We start from the raw sequence: 17,358 nt of genomic DNA, 5'->3' as shown, positions 1-17,358 counted from the left end.
TGTCATTCCAGAAGTGGTTCCAGGGACGCCCGTCCCGCGGAGCGGTCTGTCCGCGGATGGCTGTCTATTCAACGGCAAGCACGGGAAGGCATGATGAATACGGCAATGGCAGGCACGCCCATGGTGACCCAATGGATCCAGGGGTGTCTGGAGATGACCGCGAGGCAGTGGTCCAGCGCCAACGCGGACTACTCCTTCCGCAAGGAGATGCATGACGGTTGCCAGACGCTGCTGCGCGATGCGTATCAGCTGGATGATCGCTCCGCGCTGGCGCGCATGCACGAAGTGCTCGCCTTCATCTACGAGCAGGATTTCGGCGTCCGTGGCGCCAACCGGGTGGACTGCGAGACCCAGCCGATCCTGCGCGACATCGCCGCGACGCTTGAACAGGGGATGCTGGAGCACGAGTGCCGCTTCATCTCCGAGCAGACGCTCGGGTCCTATCCCAGGAGCGGCTTCGAGTATGCGCGCTGGCTGAGGGGTCTCATCTCGGAGCACGGGGCCAGCGCGCACCCGTTCTACAACGTCTACATGCTCGAGAAGGCCGACGCGGGAGATCTGAAGTTCTTCCTGGCCCAGGAGACCAATCTGGATCCGCGCTTCGATGACATTCTCGCGCTGATCCAGGTGGGCATTCGCGGCGGCGAGAAGCTGGAGATCGCGAACAACTATTACGATGAGATGGGGAACGGGAAGCCCGAAGATGTCCACGCGCACATGTTCAGCGCGGCGCTCCAGGATCTGGGGATCGACGAGGGCTACATCCGGGACAACATGCTCCTCGACGGACGGATCTCCGGCAACCTCTCCGCATGTCTCGCCCTGTCCCGCCGGCATTACTACAAGGCCATCGGCTACTTCGGCGTGACCGAATACCTGGCCCCCCGCCGGTTCAAGAACTTCGTTGCCGCCTGGCGGCGCAACGGCCTGCCCGAGTCGGGGATCAAATATCACGACCTGCACATCAAGATCGACTCGGCCCATGCACGTGGGTGGTTCGAAAATGTCATCAAGCCGCTGATCGACAGGGATGCCGCGCTCGGCCGTGAAATCGCCCTGGGCGCCTTGATCCGGCTGAACTCGTCGGAGCGGTATCTCAACGCATTGCTGAACCACTCCGATGTTTGAGTTCACGAAATACGAGGCTCTGGGCAACGACTACATCATCATCGACCCGAACCAGTATGACGTCCCCATGACGGCGGACATCGTCCGGCGGATATGTGATCGTCACCTGGGGGTGGGCAGTGATGGCATCCTGTATGGTCCATTCATCGAGGGCGACAGGATCCGCCTGAGGATCTTCAATCCGGACGGAAGCGAATGTGAGAAGAGCGGCAATGGGCTCCGCATCTTCGCCAGGTACGTCTACGAGTCGAAGTACGTCAAGAGTCAGACGTTCTCCATCCACACCCGGGCTGGCGAGGTGGTGGCGAACATCCTTGAGCCAAAGGAGGGGCTGATCAAGGTGCTGATGGGCGCCTATACCTTCCAGAGCGAGCAGCTTCCCATGGCGGGAGCGCCGCGCGAGGTCATCCAGGAGCCGCTCGAGCTCGATGGCGAGACGCTGCGGGTGACGTGTGTCTCCGTGGGCAATCCCCACTGTGTCGTTCCGCTGGAGGAGATCTCGCGCGACAAGGCGTTCCAGTTGGGGCCGCGGCTCTCCAGCCATGCGCTCTTCCCCCAGAAGACCAACGTGCAGCTCATGAAGGTGCTCGACTCGCACAACATCCAGATCGAGATCTGGGAGCGGGGCGCGGGCTACACGCTGGCGTCTGGGAGCAGCAGCTGCGCGGCGGCTTGTGCGGCCCACCGGCTCGGTCTCGTTCAGTCTCCAGTGACCGTTCACATGCCCGGGGGCAGACTGGAGATCGAGATCGACCGGGACGGAAGGATCTCCATGACCGGGACGGCACGGCCGGTGGCCCAGGGCGTGTTCACCCCGGAGTTCAAGGCCCGGCTCCGAGGCGTGGATGAGGCAGCGGCCTACATCTGCTTCAACGCGTCCGGCGATTCGGGGAGGACCTGACCGCCATCCACGATGAGCGTCTGGCCGGTGATGTAGCCGGCCTCTCGGCTGGCGAAGAACAGGGCGGCATGGCCGATGTCCTCGACCTCGCCCAGTGTGCCGAGCGGCACCGCCGCCGCCATGCCCTTCATGTAGTCCGGGCCCAGTGCCTCGAGTCCCTCGGTCACGATGTTGCCGGGCAGTACGGCGTTGACCGTGATGCGGTCTTTCGCGAGCTCCATGCAGGCGGTGCGCATGAAGCCCAGTTGTCCGGCCTTGGTGGCGCCGTAATGGGTCCAGCCGGGAAAGCCGGTTACCGGGCCCGTGATCGAAGAGGTGATGACGATGCGTCCCTGGCCGGATTTCCTCAGATAGGGGATGCAGGCCTTCACCGAGAGGAAGGTGCCCTTGAGGTTGGTCGCCATCACCTCGTCCCAGGTTTCCGGCGACATGTCCTCCATCTTCACCTGCGGAAAGATGCCGGCATTGGCGCACAGCACGTCGAGCCCGCCATGACGCTCGGCCGCCGTCTGGGCCATCTTCTCCATGTCCTCGAGCCGGGTCACGTCCGCGGAGAAGCCGCTGGCGGTGCCACCGGCCGCGACGAACTCCCGCGCTGTCGCCTCGGCCGCCTGGAGATCCCGCGCGACCACCAGCACCTTGGCGCCGTGCCGCGCGAAGACCCGGGCGATTCCCTTGCCAATGCCCTTGCTAGCGCCGGTGACGATGACCGATTTCCCCTTGAGCGATTCCGCCAACATGACGCGCTTCCTCCGGTTCCTGGACTGCGGGTTCTCGTGTTCCGGGTGAGAGTACAGGGTGCGTGGGGAGGACAGCTGTCTAATATCCGCTCCACATGGATACCCCCTGGCAGCAAGGTGACCTCCAGCTGACGCCCGAGCTCGTCTTGCGGCTCGTCCGCGCGCAAGGCGCGGAGCTGGACTCGATCCGCTACCTCAACGAAGGCTGGGACAGCTGGGTCTACACGGCGCGCGACCGCCATGAGCGTGAGTGGATCCTCCGCTTCCCCAAACGCGCCGAGGTCGTCGAGCAACTCGACCGGGAAGCCGCCCTCCTTCCGCTGCTCGCCCCGCGACTACCCCTCGCGGTTCCCCGGTTCGGGCTCCTGGGCCAGCCGGGCGAGGGCTATCCGCACCGCTTCGTCGGCTATCCCCGCCTGCCGGGCCAGACCGGCCTGGAACGTCTGGAGGACGCCTTCGAGGTGTCTTCGTACGGCGAGACCCTGGGCGCCTTTCTGGCGGTGCTCCACGCCTTCCCGCAGCAGGAGGCCTGTCGGCTCGGCGTCGAGGCCGACGAAGAAGAGGGACTCGTGGAATGGGCCGGGCAGTGCGAGGCGCGCCTCCTGGAATCCGGTGCCATTCTCGACGCGCGGACGCGCGAGCGGGCGCTCGAGCTGCTCCGGCATCCGCCGCCTCCGAGCACCGCGCCCGTCCTGCTACACAACGACTTCTTCCCCGAGCACCTGCTCGTCGAGGGCGGCCGGCTCACGGGTGTCATCGACTGGGGGGATGTCGCGTTGGGAGACCCCGGAGCCGATCTGGCGGGCCTGTTCGCCTGGGGGGGCAAGCCGTTGCTCGCCGCGGGCCTCGCCGCCTACCGGAAGGGCCGCGCGCTCGATGACGCCGCCGTCGCCCGGCTCGCCGCCCGGGCGCGCTTCTTCTCCGTCCTCCATGCCGCCGACGAACTCGAGTACGGCGTGACGGCGGGCCGCGAGGCCTACACCCGGGCCGCATCGCGCACGCTCAGCGCGCTCGGGTGAGCGAGCCCGGACGGCCCGCGAGCCGCGTCGAAACGGAGCGCCCTGGGCGGAGTCGCACGGGGGGAGAGGAGGCACGCGCGGGCTCCCTCTTCTCCTCGTCGCGGCCTTCTCCGGGTCCTCGTGGTCCCGTCGTCTCCGGGTTCCTAACTTCTCTGGTGCATCCGGCGGTGTGGAAGGTGCGCCGCCGTGCTCCGGGGAATGGCATGCAGGTGGACGGCACTCACAGTGAGCTGGAGGGTTCGCTCCCGCTCGATGAATCGGACTTCGAGGACTCCCTGCTGCGCAAAGCGGCGGGGAGCCAGGTTCCATTCCTCGCACCACGTCCAGGCGAGCGCATGGGCGGCCGCGACGGCCGGCGGTTCGAGATTCTCGAGGAGTTGGGGGCGGGCGGAATGGGGCTCGTCTTCCGGGCCCGGGACGAGGAGCTCCAGCGGGTGGTGGCGCTCAAATTCCTCCTGTCCCGGCGGGAGGTGGCGGAGCTGGCGCTGCGCGAGGCCCGAGCCATCGCCCAGCTCGACCATGAGAACATCATCCGCATCTTCGACGTGGCCGAGTGGAGCCCCGAGCCCACGGTGCCCCGGGTCCCCTTTCTCGTCATGGAATGCCTGGTGGGCGAATCCCTCGCGCATCTGCTCGCCCGCGAGCGGCCCGGTCTGCTGCGTTCGCTGGACATCATGACGGCGGTGGCCTCGGGGCTGGCCCATGCGCATGAGCACCACGTCATCCACCGCGACCTCAAGCCCAGCAATGTCTTCCTCTCCTCCTGCGGCACGGTGAAGCTGCTCGATTTCGGGCTGGCGCACCTCGAGGCCCAGGGCCGGGGCGCCACGACCCTCCTGTCCACGGGCGGCACCCCCGCCTATATGGCTCCCGAGCAGTGGCGGGGCGAGCCCCAGGACGCGCGCACCGACATCTGGTCGGCCGGCGTCTTGTTGTACGAATTGCTCACCGGCGAGTTGCCCTATAGCGGCGCTTCCCTGGAGGAACTGCGGGCCCGGGTGCTCTCGCCCGAGCCCGTTCCCTCGCTTCGGGCACGTCACCCGGAGCTGCCCTGGGCGCTGGAGCCGCTGCTGGCCGTCGCGTTGGCGAAGCAGCCCGAGAAGCGCCTGCTGTGTGCCGCGGAGCTCCGGGAGGAGCTGAGGGAGCTCGCCGAGCGGTTGCGGCCCGGGCGCGCGGGGGCACGGGCCCTGGTGCGCCAGCGCCGGCAGGTGACGCTGGTGTGCTGCGAGCTGGTGGGCCTGGCCGGACTGTCGGAGATGCTGGATCCGGAGGACTTCGGCGAGTTGGAGGCCGTCTTCCACCGCCAGTGCTCGGAGCTCCTCCAAGGGCATGGCGGCTTCATCGCCCTGTGCCTGGGCGCCGAGGTGCTGGGGTGTTTTGGCTACCCGGTGGTGCACGAGGAGGACTCGGAGCGGGCGGTGCGCGCCGGGCTGCAGTTGGCCGCGGTGCTCCCGGACTCGCTCCGGGCGCGGCTGGCAGGACTGCCGCTGCGCACGTTGGCGGTGCGGGTGGGCATCTGCACGGACAAGGTGGTGCTGGACGACACGCTGCCGGAGCTGGGGGGCCATACGCTGGCCCTCCAGGGGGAGGCGCCCCGGGTGGCGGCCTGGCTGGCCCATCAGGCCGGGCCGGGCGAGGTGGTGATCGGCGACACCACGCACCGGCTCGTCTCTCCCATCTTCGAGATGGTGCCACTCGGAGGGCGCACCTGGGAGGGGACGCGCCAGCTCGCCGTGCACCGGGTGGTGCGCGCGCGTCAGGCGGTGCTCCGTTTCGAGCGGGCGCTGGTCCCGGGCAGGAGGCTCAGCCCGTTGGTGGGGCGGGAGCGGGAGGTGCGCGTGCTGCTCGGCCAGTGGGAGCGGGCCCGGCGGGGGCAGGGCTCCTTCCTCCTGGTGGAGGGAGAAGCCGGTATTGGCAAGTCCCGCCTCCTGCTGGAGCTGCAGGAGCGGGTGGGCCGGGAGGAGGTGCTCTCCCTGCGGCTGCAGTGCTGGTCCCAGTTCAGCACCAGTGCCTTCCATCCCCTCATCGAGGAGCTGCGGCGGCTGTGGGTGGCGCCGGGGCACTCGCCAGCGGAGGCCCTGCGCGTGGTGGAGTCGTGGTTGGAGGGAGTGGGGCTCGCGCCCTCGCAGGTGCGGCGGGTGGCGTCGCTGTTGGGACTGCCGGTGCGCGAGGACTCCCCTCACCAGCCGCTCACGCCGGAGCGCCGGCGCGAGGAGACGCTGGAGGCGCTGGCCACGCTGCTGCGGGTGGCGGCCGGGTCCCGCCCGGTGCTGGTGGTGGTGGAGGATCTCCACTGGGTGGATCCTTCCACGCTGCAGCTGCTGGGCTTCCTGCTGGAGCGCGTGCGGGAGTCGCGGGTGCTGGGGGTGCTCAGCGCCCGCCCCGAGTTCCAGCCACCCTGGCAGCCGGGGCCCGGCTTCCAGGTGCTGCCGCTGGAGCGGTTGCCAGCGGAGTCCACCGCGCGGCTGGCGAGGGAGGTGGCCGGGACGCGGGTGATGGCGGAGGCGGTGGTGGCGGAGCTGGTGGCCCGGACGGACGGCATCCCCTTGTTCGTGGAGGAGCTGACGCGGCTGATGCTGGAGAGCACCTCGTCCGTGGGCTCCATTCCCATCACCCTGCAGGAGTTGCTGCTGGCGAAGCTGGACCTGTTGCCGCGCCGGCAGAAGTCGCTGGCCCAGTTGTGCGCGGTGGTGGGGCGCGGCTTCTCGCGCTCCCTGCTCGAGCGGTTGGTGGGGGACGGGCGCCCCACGTTGGGCAGGGAGCTCGCCGGGCTGATGCTGGCGGGCCTGCTGCAACGGCAGGAGGCGGCGGGCGGGGCCGGGTACCAGTTCCGGCATGCGCTCTTCCAGGAGGCGGCCCTGCAGGCGCTGACGCGAGGCGTGCGGCGCCAGCACCACCAGCAGATTGCCCGGGTGCTGGAGGAGGACTTCCCCGAGGTGGCGGAGGGACAGCCCGAGCTGCTCGCCCACCACTACACCGAGGCGGGGGAGGTGGAGCCGGCCCTGCGCTACTGGAAACGGGCCGGCCTGCACGCCAGCCAGCGCTTCGCGAACCTGGAGGCCGTGAGCCATCTCACCCAGGCGCTCAAGCTGCTGGCGGGCCTGCCGGACACCCCGTGGCGCGCGCAGGAGGAGTTGCAGCTGCTGCTCGCCCTGGGGCTGCCCCTGGTGCAGGTGAAGGGCTATAGCGCGCCCGAGGTGGAGCGCACGTACGTTCGCGCCTGGGAGCTGCTCCTCGTGGTGGGTGACGCGCTGCCAGGGTTGGCGCTGTCCTTCTGGGGCATCTACTCCTACTTCCTCACCCAGAAACGCTACTCCGAGGCCCATGCCCTGGCGGAGCGGCTGGTGGAGCTGGGCGGGCGCCACCACCACCGGCAGCTGCTCGCGTCCGGCCATCGGATGATGGCCTACGACTTCGTCTCCTGGGGGCGGATGGCCGAGGGCCTGGAGCACATCTCATGGGCGCTGGAGTATTCGGAGGCGGACCTCGAGGAGCACCGGGTGCTCGCCGTCCGGCATGCCGTCAATCCGCGGGTGCAGGCCCTGGCGTTCGGTGCGCTCGCGTACTCGGCCGCCGGTCCGCTCGAGGTGGCGGTCCGCCATGCCCGGGAAGCGCGGGTGCTGGCGCGGCGCATCGGCCACCCGCACACCCTGGCCTACGCGCTGCACTACAGCGCCGACGCGTGTCAGTTCCGCGGGGATGCGGTGGGGTGTCTGAAGTGGGCCGGGCAGTGCATTGCCCTCTCCCGTGAGCACCGCTTCCGGTTGTGGGTCCTCTGGTCCTCGTTATTGAGGAGCTGGGCGCTGGCCTGGCTGGGGCGGCCCGAGGAGGGCCTGGCGCACATGCACGAGGCACTCGCGGCGTGGAGCAGGTCCGGCCTGCTGACGGGCAAGCCCCACAACCTGGGGCTCCTGGCCGACATCCACCTGAGGCTGGGACAGGCCCGGGAGGGGCTGGCCGTCGTGGAGGAGGCGCTCGACCCCGAGTCCTTGCGGGGTGAGCACTTCTATGAATCCGAGCTGTGCCGCATACGGGGCGAGTTGTTGTGGCTGCTCGGCCAGGAGCAGGAGTCGCGCGCCTCCTGGCTTCGGGCCATGCACGTCGCCCACGAGCAGGGGGCGTATGCCTTCGAGGCACGCGCCCGGGAGGTCTTGGAGCGGCCGAGGTGAGCGGGCCGGGGCTTTCGAACGGATGCCGGCTACGGATAGTCACAGGCGACAGGGACTTGATCGTAGGTGTAGTCGCAGATGCCGCCGCCGGGCCGGTAGTCATTGCTTCCCGACGAATGGTATTCCTGACCCGCACAGTCGGCGATGGAGTTGCAATCCGTCGTGAAATAGTAGGAGTAGTTGTCCATGCAGCCCGCCTGGCACCAGGCTCCGCACTCCCAGGAATGGGCTTCGATCAGACATTTCTTTCCAGCGGGACAGGGTTCGGTGACGCTCTGGGTCATCGTCTTGCCGGGACTGCCCGAGCAGATGGTCAAGCTCCCATTGCTGGCGACGACCATGGGCCTGGCCGTCACCGTGAAGGTGTGCGTGCCGCAGGAGACAGGTGCCTTGCTGAATGACCAGGTGCCCGTGCCACCGTCCACCCTCGATTGTGATTGCTCGACGCCATCGATGGAGAACACCAGCCACACGGCGTTGGCTGGGTAGGACACCGCATAGGTTCCCGCACCCGCCATCTCCCCCTGATACGTGCTGATGCCCGAGAGGGTCAGGCTGGTGACGGCCGAGCTGGAGCACATGGCGGCCTCGGCCACGCCGAGAGTTTCCTGCACCTCCGGTGACTCGGGCACGGGCCCACAGGCCGCCAGCACCAACCCCGTCAGCAGGGTACAGAGGGAAGAACGTATCGGATTGATCGGCATCGGGGGCGCTCCAGGCTCGGGGGGAACATCAGGCTCTGTAAATCCATCTTACCCTGAAAAATCGGGATGAGCCATCCAGGTTTCGTGGAGGGTTTAGGCGCGCTCGAGTACACGCGGGAGTTGCCATGAATTGGGAGCCGTGTTCCGGGCTCCGAGGCGGGACCGGCGCATGGCAATGGCCGCTCTCACGTAATAAAGTGGGCCTTCCACAACCCTCAACGCGGGCTGGGTGCGACGTCGGAGAGGAGGGGTCGTGAGAACGCAACTCGTGACGCTGGTGACGCTGCTCGGGCTGTTCATGTCCGGGGCGGCGCTCGCGGAGCAGCGGGTCTTGCGCGGGCAGGTGCTGCTCGTGGAGAAGAATGAAGAGACCCGGCCCGCCGCGGGGGCCCAGGTGGAGCTGCCCGGCTACGGCAACCCCGCCCGGACGGACTCCAGTGGGTCGTTCCGCCTCTTCCTTCCCGACGCTTTCAAGGCGGGCGACTCCGTCACGCTCTCCGTCCGGCTCAAGGGCTACCGCCTCTGGTCTCCCCAGGAGGGCAGGACCCTGGTGCCCAAGAGCCTGGAGACGCAGGTGCTGGAGGTCCGGCTGCTGCCGGCTGGCTCCAGGAAGTTCCTCTCCGACGAAGGTATCGAGCAATTGCTTCGGGCGGCGATGGACAGCGCGCGCAACCAGCCGCCGTCGAGAGCCAATCCCCAGAACGCCGGGCTCAGCCGCTACCTCGCGGACTGGGCCCACCAGTATGGCTTCAGTGCCCAACAGGTGAAGGCGGAGGTAGATCGGTGGATCGCCGAGGTGGAGAAGAAACAGGACGACGAGAGCCGGATGGCCGTGGCCGCCTTCGCCCGGAAGGACTTCCAGGCCGCGGCCCGGCATGCCGGGGCCTCCGCCGAGCGCAAGCGGCAGCGATTCGAGGAGTGGGTCCAGAAGACCGAGGCGGAGAAGCAACGGCTCGGCGACGAGGTGGCACGCGACTACCAGATCCAGGGGGATGCCTACATCCAGGAGCTGAAGCACCTCGACAAGGCCGTGCAAGCGTATGAGCAGGCGGCGAAGTACGTGTCGAAGCAGTCCGATCCGCACCTGTGGGCCTCGCTCTGGTCGAATCTCGGGCTCGCCCACGGGCTGCTCGGCGCGAGGACGCAGGCGGGGACCGGCAAGCTCGAGCACCTGGAAGCCGCCGCCGTGGCCTATCGGCGCGCCATGGAAGTCCCCATCCGCGAGCAGCACCCCATGCTCTGGGTGGTGACGTATTCCAATCTGAGCCACACCCTTCTGGGCCTCGGCAGGCAGTCACCCGAGAATCGCCAGGCCGAGTGGCTGAAGCAAGCCGTGGAAGCCAGCCGCCTCGCGCTCCAGGTCGACGTGAGGGCGACCTACCCCACGCTCGCGGAACGCATGCAGGAGGGACTGGGAACCGCCTTGTTGGAGCTGGGCAGACGCACCGAGGGAAAGGCCGGGCTCGCGTTGCTGGAACAGGCCGAGGAAGCCCTGCAGCTCGCCCTCGCCACGCCCATGTGTCACTGCGAGGAGAAGAAGGATCCCAAGAATCAGGCCGAGCTCCACCACCTCCTGGGTGGCGCGCTGCTCGAGCAGGGCATGCGAGCCGGCTCCGGCGAGGAGGCGCTCCGCCATGCGGTGCAAGCCGAGAAGGAGTTTCGCTCCGCGCTGTCCTACTTCACCCGCGAACGGCATCCCGAGAGCTGGGCGGCGAACCAGAACAACCTGGGGGTTGCCTTGCTGCACCAGGGCCGGCACGCCCAGGGCGCGGCCCGGTTCTCCCTGCTGACAGGGGCCGTGGACGCGAGCTGTCTCGCCCTCTCCTCCATGCCCCGGGGAACGCATGAGTGGTTCGAGGCGTGGGAGAACGTGCACCAGGCCCTGCGCGAGCACGCGAAGTCCTTCTCGAAACAGTCCTCCGAGGTCCCGGAGGACTTCGCGTTACAGGCCCGGAGCGTGGACGTCTGGGTGTTGGCGACCTACCTCGATGGAATCAGGGTGTCGCTGGACCCGCTGCTGCGGAAATCCCACACGCCGCCGCAACTGGAGGTCGGGCTCCGGGTGCTGAGCATCACCCTGGCGCTTTCCTCTCGCGACCCGGAGTCCGTGCCCGGCGAGCTCGATGCACTGAGGGCCGTCATCGCGGCGCAGCCTCCAGACTTCAAGGTCTCCTGGGACTTCTCCCTCTTGCGGTGCTTCATCCAGAACCAGGACAGACTGGACTCCTCGCGGGACTGGTTGCGCACGCTGCTCCATGCCCTCCAGGCCGATCGCCGGGATGCGATCTTCGAGGGGCTCTACAACGCTCGCGTGAGCTTCCGTACGCCCTGACGCCGTCTCTATCCGAGCCAGGAGATGAGGGCGCGGACGGCTTCCTCGCGGCGCCTGGAGTTCTCCTGGACGCGCTGGAGTGTCCCCGCGAGCGCGCCCATTCCCTTCGAGGCCCGCTCGGGAGCGGTGCGGTAGTTCTCGGCGAGCTGCTCCAACTGCTCGCGCAGCCGCGGGTGGCGCTCGCGCACGGGGGCGGGCCCGGTGTCTGGCTTCACCTCGGAGAGGAGCGCCGAGGCGAGGCGCTGCCAATCCTCGAGGCTCTGCCCGGTGCGTTTGGCGAAGCCACCGCGCACCATGGGCCTGACGAAGAACGGCATCGACGAGAAGTCGCGCCCCGTGTCCTCGATGACGTTGCGGAGCGCGGCGACGAGCGTGACGGGATCCTGGTTCATGGGGCGTGCAGCCTAACCCCACCGGTCCCCATCCTCAGGCGGAACGTGAGGCGGTGCCGGCCGAGGTGTTCTCGAGTGAAGCGAGCAGTGACGCCAGCCCCTCGCGCGTGAGGGTGTGTGGAGCTCCCTCGGGGAGACGCACAGGAGCGCGGCGCTTCGCCAGCAGGGCGATGAGGGCGGAGGCCGTCCCAGTTCCCTCGGTGTCCGCCAGCTGTTGGCGCAAGGCTTCGGCCCGAGCGCGGAAGCCCGGCTCCTCGCGCAGCCGCGTCACCGCCCGGCGGACCCCATCCTCGGACAGCGAGACCATGGGCAGGAACAGTCCGGCTCCGAGGTACTCCACCCGCCGCGCGTTGTCGTGCTGCTCGCCGCCCACGGGCACCACCAGCAGGGGCCTGCCCGCGGCCAGCGTCTCGTTGGTGGTGTTGTTGCCTCCATGGCCGATGACGAGATCCACCTTCGGCAGCAGATCCACCTGGGGCACGCGGCGGAAGAGCAGCACGTTGGAGGGCAGGGGACCGGAAGCGAGCGCCGGGTACGCGGCTCCTCCACTCACCACCACCTGGACGCCCGGGACGTCCAGTCCCCGGAGGATGGTGCGGAACACCTCGGGCTTGTCGTTGAAGACGGTGCCGAGCGACACGTAGACCTTGAAGGCGTCCGCGCGCAGCTTGTCGAACGGGAAGCCGTCTTTGCCGGTGCCCCGCCGCGTGGAGAAGCAGGGGCCGATGTAGAAGGTGCTCGGCCCCAGGTTGGTGCGAGGGGCCTCGATGGCCTCGTGGCTCACCACCAGGTTGAGCCAGGGTGAGGCGGGGGCGCGCAGGACATCCTCCGGCGCTGGTCCCAGACCGAACGCGCGCCGGGCCTTGCCCACCCGCCGGGTCAGCTCGGCGAGCAGCTCCGCCTCGGCCGCTTCGGCGCTCCGCAACTCGGGACCGTCCTTCGTGCCGATCGGCAGGCCGCTGCCCCAGGGCGGGATGCCCGGACCCCGGAAGGGGAGACCGCTGTGATAGACGGCCACCCAGGGCATGCCCAGCTTCTCGGCGGCGAGCATGGCCGGGTAGAAAGCGAAGTCCGCCACGAGCACGTCCGCGGGCCGCCGCTCCAGCCGCCGGAGGATGTCCCGCGTGGTCGCCTCCACCCCGGCGGTGAACAGCTTCAGGGCGATCCGGCTCTCCTCGTAGCCACTGCTCCGGGCCAGACGGATGGCGTGGAAGATGACGCCGAGCGCCGGGCGGAGCCGCTCCAATGGCAGGCCCGCGCGCTCCACCATCGCGGGCACGTCCACCACGTTGTTGAGGATGTCCGGCCGCAACCGGAAGCCGAGCGATGGCCCTCCGGGGATGAAGAAGCGGGTGGGATGCCCGTCCTCCTTCATTCGCAGTGCCGTGGACAACAGCGTGTTCAGGTGGCCCACGGTGGGGTGGCACAGAAAGGCGATGTCGCTCATGGGTGCCGCATCCTGGCGCATCTACCGGAGGGGCTCCAGGTGGAGCGGCATGGCACGAGGCCCCCGGGCGATGATCGACTGGGACCAGTCGAGTTCCTTCCGCTGGAGGGAGAAGCCGCGGGTACGGGAGAAGAGTGCCTCCAGGCCGAGGCGTGCCTCCAGCCGGGCGAGCATCGCCCCCAGGCAGTAGTGGGGCCCGTGGCCGAAGGCGAGGGCGCTCTGACCCTCGCGATCGAGGAGGAACCGGTCCGCCTGGGGGAAGCGGCTCTCGTCGCGCAGGGCCGCGCCCACCAGGGCCACGACGATGGAGCCCCGGGGAATCGTGACACCGGAGAGCTCCACGTCCTCCGTCGTCAGCCGCAGGCTGCTCTGTCCCGGCGGCTCGAAGCGGAGGACTTCCTCGATGAGCCGGGGGATGAGCGCGGGATTCTCGCGCACTCGCTCCAGCTCCCGCGGATGCTCCGAGAGCACCACCATCGTGTTGGCGAGCAGGTACACGGTGGTCTCGACACCGGCCGGCACCAGCCCGAAGAGGAAGCTCAAGACCTCTTCGTGGGTCAGCTCACCCCGGAGCAATTCGCTCACGAGATCTTCTCCGGGTTGGGCTCGCCGCTGCTCGATGAGGGTGTTGAAGCAGTGCTCCATCTCCTGGAGGCTGTGACGGATCTCCTCCTGCCGCTGGGGCGAGGGCTGGCTGGCGGGGATGCTGACCAGATCATCCGCCCAATGTTTCAAGCGCAGGGCCATGGCGGGCTCCAGGCCGAAGAAGAGGTTCAACACGCGGGCCGGGAGCGGCAGGGCGAACTCCGCGATGAAGTCCACCTCCTGGTGGCGCACGGCGGAGCCGGCGAGCTCCTCGGCGATGGCGCGGATGCTCGGCTCCAGCCGGCTCAGCGCCGCGCCATTGAAGGTCCGGCTGACCAGGGCCCGCAGGCGCGTGTGCTCCGGCGGGTCCTTCATGACGAGCGAGTCCGCCGTGGGGTTCCGCTCCAACCAGGGAGGCCGGAAGCTCCGGCCCAGGCCCTCGGACGAGAAGCGCCGGGGGTCCTTGAGGACGGTCACCACGTCGTCGTAGCGGCTGACGGCCCACATGCCGCCCGGCTCGACCTGGCACACCGGTCCACGCCGGAGCTCCGCGTACAGCGGATAGGGATTGGCTCTCACCTCGGGGGTCATCAGATTCAGCGGCTCGCCCATGGTTCCGTTCCTCGTGTGACGGGTTGTGGGAACGGAAGAGGGCAAATGGCGGGCCAGTGCTCATCGCCTCGATGTTTCAGAGGAGAGCGGGCCCACCGGGGTGGATGACGTCCTGGCGTCTTCGGTCGAATCGACCGAGCCGGTCTTCCAAAATGGAAGAGCAGGTGGGAGCTGGAACTCTACGCGTGCTCTCGGGCCATCACGCTCTCCACTTCCTGATGCAGGGAGATGAGCGCGGGGAGGATGCGCTCGATGTACCAGCTCATGTCCGTGAAATTCCCCGCCCGCGCCAACGTGCGGCGATTGTAGTTGGCGATGACGCTCAGCGTGTTCTCGTGCAAGAACATGAAGATGCCCCCGGTATCGGCGCCCTCCATCACGAGGGTGATCGCCACGGGTTCGCCGGTATCCCACTCCTCGTCCAGCGCTTCGAGGACCTCATCGAGCCGCTCCAGCGGGGAACTCTCCCAGTTGTCCACTCCCGCGCGGGTGTGGGAGATCCCTCCATGGTCGTTGGCGCGCCACCCTTGGGACAGGAGCGCGCGGATGATGGTCGAGGGGTACAGGTTCCCTGGATGGTAGGAGACATCCAGGCTCGCGGAATGGCCCATGCCCGGATGATATGTGCGCCGCCTGGACTAATGCTCGAGAACGAGCAGCTCCACGCGTCGATTGAGCTCCCGGCCGCGAGCGGTGAAGTTGGGCGCCTTGGGCCGCGAGTCGGCGAGGCCCTCCGTCTCGAGGCGCGATGGCTCCAGTCCCGCGTTCACGAGCAGCTCCTTCACCGCGCGGGCCCGCGCCTCGGAGAGCTGCTTGCGCGCGCCCTCCTCGCCTTCCTGGTTGTGGGTGTGGCCCTCGATGCGGAGCCGCCAGGTGGGGTTGCGCACGAGCAGATCCACCAGCTGCGAGAGGCTGGCGCTGTCCGGCAGGGGGACCGGCTTTCCCTCGGGGAAGCGCAGGGGCTTGAGCAGCTCCACCCGGCCGTTCTCGTCCTTCTTCAGCGCCTTCTTCGGCGCGCGCACCAGCGCGAAGTCCAGGGGCTGCGCGGCGCCTCCCTCGAGCCGCACCCGGCGCGTCTGTGCGAGGAGGCCGGGCGCGAGGACATCCGCCACGTAGTCGCCTGGCGCCACCTCCACCTGCACGGGAGCCTGGGCCCCCTTCTTCAAGGACACCTGCTGCGTCGTGGCCCCGCGCAGCGAGACCGTGGCCGCCACGGGTTTCAGGCTCGAGAGCACCCGCACCAGCAGCTTCGCCTTCTGCTGCTGCGCCGTGGGGGCCGGAGCCGCTGGCGTGGGCACCGGCTCGCGTGTGGCCTTCGGTGGCTCCGGCTGAGGTACCGCGGCCTTCTTCGCCGGGGGCGGAGGCATCTCGGGAAGCGCGACGTCCTCGAGCTTCGCGATCATCTCCATGGTCACGCCGTGCGCCAGCTTGACCTTCCGCCGCGGATCCTTCGCCTCCGGCACCACGACGGCGGTGGCCGTCACGTCCACGCGCAGCCCGTTCTGCGTCTGGAAGTTGAGCGTGGAGGTGAGGTTCCACAGCAGGCCGGACGTCTGGCTGAACATGTTCCACGAGGCGTCCATGTAGACGACGTTGGACACCAGCGTGTGCGGCCCATCCGCGAGCTGCCGCGTCACCAGCACGTGCGGTCCGGGAGAGCCGAGCCGCTCCACCGGCGGCGTGGGGATCGGCTCTCCATCCAGCATGAAGTGGACCTCGTCGAGCCGGTACTGCGCCGGATCCAACCCCACGAAGAGCAGCCGCATCTCCGCCGGCGGAGTGTTGACCATCTCACTCAGCTGCCGGTCGAGCTCCGCGCGCACCTGATCGACGGATGGCGGCTCCGCGGCGTGCACCACGCCGACAGAGAGCACCAACGCGACCACAGCGGGTTTCAGCAGGGAGTCCAAGGTGGGGGGGTTCGGGCCTTTGCCGCATAGCATCTCACGCAAAGCGGCTCCTCCCCACTTCCCAGGCTTGCCCGGTTGGCGGTCGAGAATCTCGTGTAGGGTAGGGGAACACCCCGAGGTGTTTCCCCCATGGCCCATCGCGATCTCAGCCGGGGCGAGTTCCTCGCCCTCTCCGGCCTGTTGGCCGGCTCCACGCTCCTGAAGGGCACGGCGTACGCCGCCGCACCCAAGACTCCCCCCGCTCCGAAGAAGGAGGCTCCAGCGGCCAGCGCGGCCCCCGCCACGCCGCCCGGCCCCACGCGGGAGGAGTTCGAGCGCCTGCGCCGCGGGTGCCGCGCCTCGCTCGCGGCCGGCTCCGCCCCCGGCAACGAGGGCGCCGAGCTGGTGCGCATCGGTGAGTGGGTGCAGCGCCAGGGCCTCTCGGGGGACATGTACGGCAGTGGTGGCGCCGTCCAGTCCCTGGAGAAGCGCGTGGCGGGCCTGCTCGGCTTCGAGGACGCGTGCTTCATGCCCACGGGCACCATGGGCCAGCTCATCGCGCTGCGCATGTACGCGGACGCCGGGGGCAGGCGCACCGTGGGCGTGCACCCCTCGTCCCACCACGTGCTGCACGAGAATGACAGCTACGCCGTGCTGCACGGGCTGCGCGCGGTGCTGCTCTCGCCCTGGACGCGGCCGGTGCTCGCCAGCGACGTGCGCGAGGCGCGCGAGCCGCTGGACGTCGTCAGCGTCGAGCTGCCGGTGCGGTGGCTGGGTGGACAGCTCCAGACGTGGGAGCAATTGGAGGAGCTCAAGCGCACCTGCCGCGAGCAGGGCGTGAAGCTCCACATGGACGGCGCGCGCTTGTGGGAGAGCCAGCCCTTCTACGGGCGCTCCTACGCGGACATCTGCCGCGGCTTCGACTCCGTCTACGTGTCCTTCTACAAGATGGTGGGAGCGCTGGGCGGAGCCATGGTGGCGGGCAACCGTGACTTCATCCGCACCGCGCGCCTGTGGCGGCACCGGCACGGCGGCAACATCTTCCAGATGTGGCCCTACGCGGCCTCGGCGGCCATGCGCCTGGACGACACGCTGGCCCGCATCCCGGGCTACGTGCAGCGCGCGAAGTCCCTCACCGAGGCGCTCGCGGCGGACTCCCGGCTCACCGTGCTGCCCCGGCCCGTGCAGACGAACATGTTCCGCGTCTTCCTGCGCGGCGACCCGGGAGCGCTGAGCCGCCAGCGCGATCGCATCGCTCGGGAGAACGGCATCTGGGTGGCCAACGGCTTCGGCCAGACGCGGGTGCCCGGGGTTGCCGAGACGGAGTTGCAGTTGGGTGAGGAGTTCGCGGGGATCGACGACGCGGAGGCCACGCGGGCCTTCCTCCGGCTGCTCGAACCGGCGTGAGCTCCACCGGCATGGTGGCTGGGCGCCCGGATG

13 protein-coding genes are annotated in these 17,358 nt (G+C 68.8%); 6 read left to right on the top strand and 7 right to left on the bottom strand.

What is annotated here, in order from left to right:
• Positions 1-90: 90 nt before the first annotated feature.
• A complete protein-coding gene (locus tag BO221_RS28460) occupies positions 91-1,128 on the top strand; it encodes an iron-containing redox enzyme family protein (RefSeq protein WP_198956196.1) in 1,038 nt (345 codons plus the stop codon).
• The gene (gene dapF / locus BO221_RS28455) at positions 1,121-2,029 is read left to right on the top strand and encodes a diaminopimelate epimerase (protein WP_073563645.1); all 909 of its coding nucleotides are present in this window, start codon (positions 1,121-1,123) and stop codon (positions 2,027-2,029) included. The genes BO221_RS28460 and dapF overlap by 8 nt, the downstream gene beginning before the upstream one ends.
• On the opposite strand, the gene fabG is transcribed toward dapF, so the two are convergent.
• Positions 1,987-2,769 (bottom strand): 3-oxoacyl-ACP reductase FabG, encoded by a 783-nt coding sequence (fabG, locus tag BO221_RS28450; RefSeq protein WP_073563644.1) that lies wholly within the window; start codon positions 2,767-2,769, stop codon positions 1,987-1,989. The genes dapF and fabG overlap by 43 nt on opposite strands.
• A gap of 95 nt (positions 2,770-2,864) precedes the next feature.
• On the opposite strand from fabG, the gene BO221_RS28445 reads away from it, so the two are divergent.
• Complete coding sequence (locus BO221_RS28445; protein ID WP_073563643.1) at positions 2,865-3,788, top strand: phosphotransferase family protein; 924 nt, start codon at positions 2,865-2,867, stop codon at positions 3,786-3,788.
• A gap of 176 nt (positions 3,789-3,964) precedes the next feature.
• Complete coding sequence (locus BO221_RS28440) at positions 3,965-7,957, top strand: protein kinase (protein WP_143195727.1); 3,993 nt, start codon at positions 3,965-3,967, stop codon at positions 7,955-7,957.
• A 29-nt stretch (positions 7,958-7,986) separates the two neighbouring features.
• Here BO221_RS28440 and BO221_RS28435 read toward each other — a convergent pair whose 3' ends face one another.
• Positions 7,987-8,661 (bottom strand): hypothetical protein, encoded by a 675-nt coding sequence (locus tag BO221_RS28435; RefSeq protein ID WP_073563641.1) that lies wholly within the window; start codon positions 8,659-8,661, stop codon positions 7,987-7,989.
• Between the two features lie 253 nt (positions 8,662-8,914).
• Between BO221_RS28435 and BO221_RS28430 the strand changes: the two genes are divergently transcribed.
• Positions 8,915-10,993: a carboxypeptidase-like regulatory domain-containing protein gene (locus tag BO221_RS28430; RefSeq protein WP_143195726.1), complete on the top strand. Its 2,079-nt coding sequence runs from the start codon at positions 8,915-8,917 to the stop codon at positions 10,991-10,993.
• 8 nt (positions 10,994-11,001) lie between these two features.
• Here BO221_RS28430 and BO221_RS28425 read toward each other — a convergent pair whose 3' ends face one another.
• The 5 genes from BO221_RS28425 to BO221_RS28405 all read right to left on the bottom strand — a co-directional run bounded on the left by BO221_RS28425 (position 11,002) and on the right by BO221_RS28405 (position 15,903).
• Positions 11,002-11,385 (bottom strand): hypothetical protein, encoded by a 384-nt coding sequence (locus BO221_RS28425; protein WP_073563639.1) that lies wholly within the window; start codon positions 11,383-11,385, stop codon positions 11,002-11,004.
• Positions 11,386-11,419: 34 nt separating this feature from the next.
• Entirely contained in the window at positions 11,420-12,832 is a 1,413-nt protein-coding gene (locus BO221_RS28420; protein ID WP_158079923.1) for a glycosyltransferase, read from the bottom strand.
• A 21-nt stretch (positions 12,833-12,853) separates the two neighbouring features.
• The gene (locus BO221_RS28415) at positions 12,854-14,029 is read right to left on the bottom strand and encodes a cytochrome P450 (protein WP_073563637.1); all 1,176 of its coding nucleotides are present in this window, start codon (positions 14,027-14,029) and stop codon (positions 12,854-12,856) included.
• 179 nt (positions 14,030-14,208) lie between these two features.
• Positions 14,209-14,640, bottom strand: a complete 432-nt coding sequence (locus BO221_RS28410; RefSeq protein ID WP_073563636.1) for a hypothetical protein — start codon at positions 14,638-14,640, stop codon at positions 14,209-14,211.
• A gap of 27 nt (positions 14,641-14,667) precedes the next feature.
• Complete coding sequence (locus BO221_RS28405) at positions 14,668-15,903, bottom strand: OmpA family protein (RefSeq protein ID WP_233166295.1); 1,236 nt, start codon at positions 15,901-15,903, stop codon at positions 14,668-14,670.
• Positions 15,904-16,068: 165 nt separating this feature from the next.
• Between BO221_RS28405 and BO221_RS28400 the strand changes: the two genes are divergently transcribed.
• Positions 16,069-17,325, top strand: coding sequence for a low specificity L-threonine aldolase (locus tag BO221_RS28400; protein ID WP_073563634.1), 1,257 nt, complete (start codon positions 16,069-16,071; stop codon positions 17,323-17,325).
• Positions 17,326-17,358 lie beyond the last annotated feature (33 nt).

This window comes from Archangium sp. Cb G35 (assembly GCF_001896145.1).
Taxonomy (GTDB): Bacteria; Myxococcota; Myxococcia; order Myxococcales; family Myxococcaceae; genus Archangium; species Archangium violaceum.
The sequence above is the reverse complement of the archived record's forward strand: the minus strand, read 5'-3'. Positions and strand labels throughout refer to the sequence as shown.

Bases quoted from the DNA above. Each gene is read 5' to 3' on its own strand.
- BO221_RS28415 (WP_073563637.1), bottom strand. From the start codon at position 14,029: ATGGGCGAGCCGCTGAATCTGATGACCCCCGAGGTGAGAGCCAATCCC.
- BO221_RS28435 (WP_073563641.1), bottom strand. From the start codon at position 8,661: ATGCCGATCAATCCGATACGTTCTTCCCTCTGTACCCTGCTGACGGGG.
- BO221_RS28460 (WP_198956196.1), top strand. From the start codon at position 91: ATGATGAATACGGCAATGGCAGGCACGCCCATGGTGACCCAATGGATC.
- dapF (WP_073563645.1), top strand. From the start codon at position 1,121: ATGTTTGAGTTCACGAAATACGAGGCTCTGGGCAACGACTACATCATC.
- BO221_RS28420 (WP_158079923.1), bottom strand. From the start codon at position 12,832: ATGAGCGACATCGCCTTTCTGTGCCACCCCACCGTGGGCCACCTGAAC.
- BO221_RS28400 (WP_073563634.1), top strand. From the start codon at position 16,069: ATGGCCCATCGCGATCTCAGCCGGGGCGAGTTCCTCGCCCTCTCCGGC.
- BO221_RS28445 (WP_073563643.1), top strand. From the start codon at position 2,865: ATGGATACCCCCTGGCAGCAAGGTGACCTCCAGCTGACGCCCGAGCTC.
- fabG (WP_073563644.1), bottom strand. From the start codon at position 2,769: ATGTTGGCGGAATCGCTCAAGGGGAAATCGGTCATCGTCACCGGCGCT.
- BO221_RS28410 (WP_073563636.1), bottom strand. From the start codon at position 14,640: ATGGGCCATTCCGCGAGCCTGGATGTCTCCTACCATCCAGGGAACCTG.
- BO221_RS28425 (WP_073563639.1), bottom strand. From the start codon at position 11,385: ATGAACCAGGATCCCGTCACGCTCGTCGCCGCGCTCCGCAACGTCATC.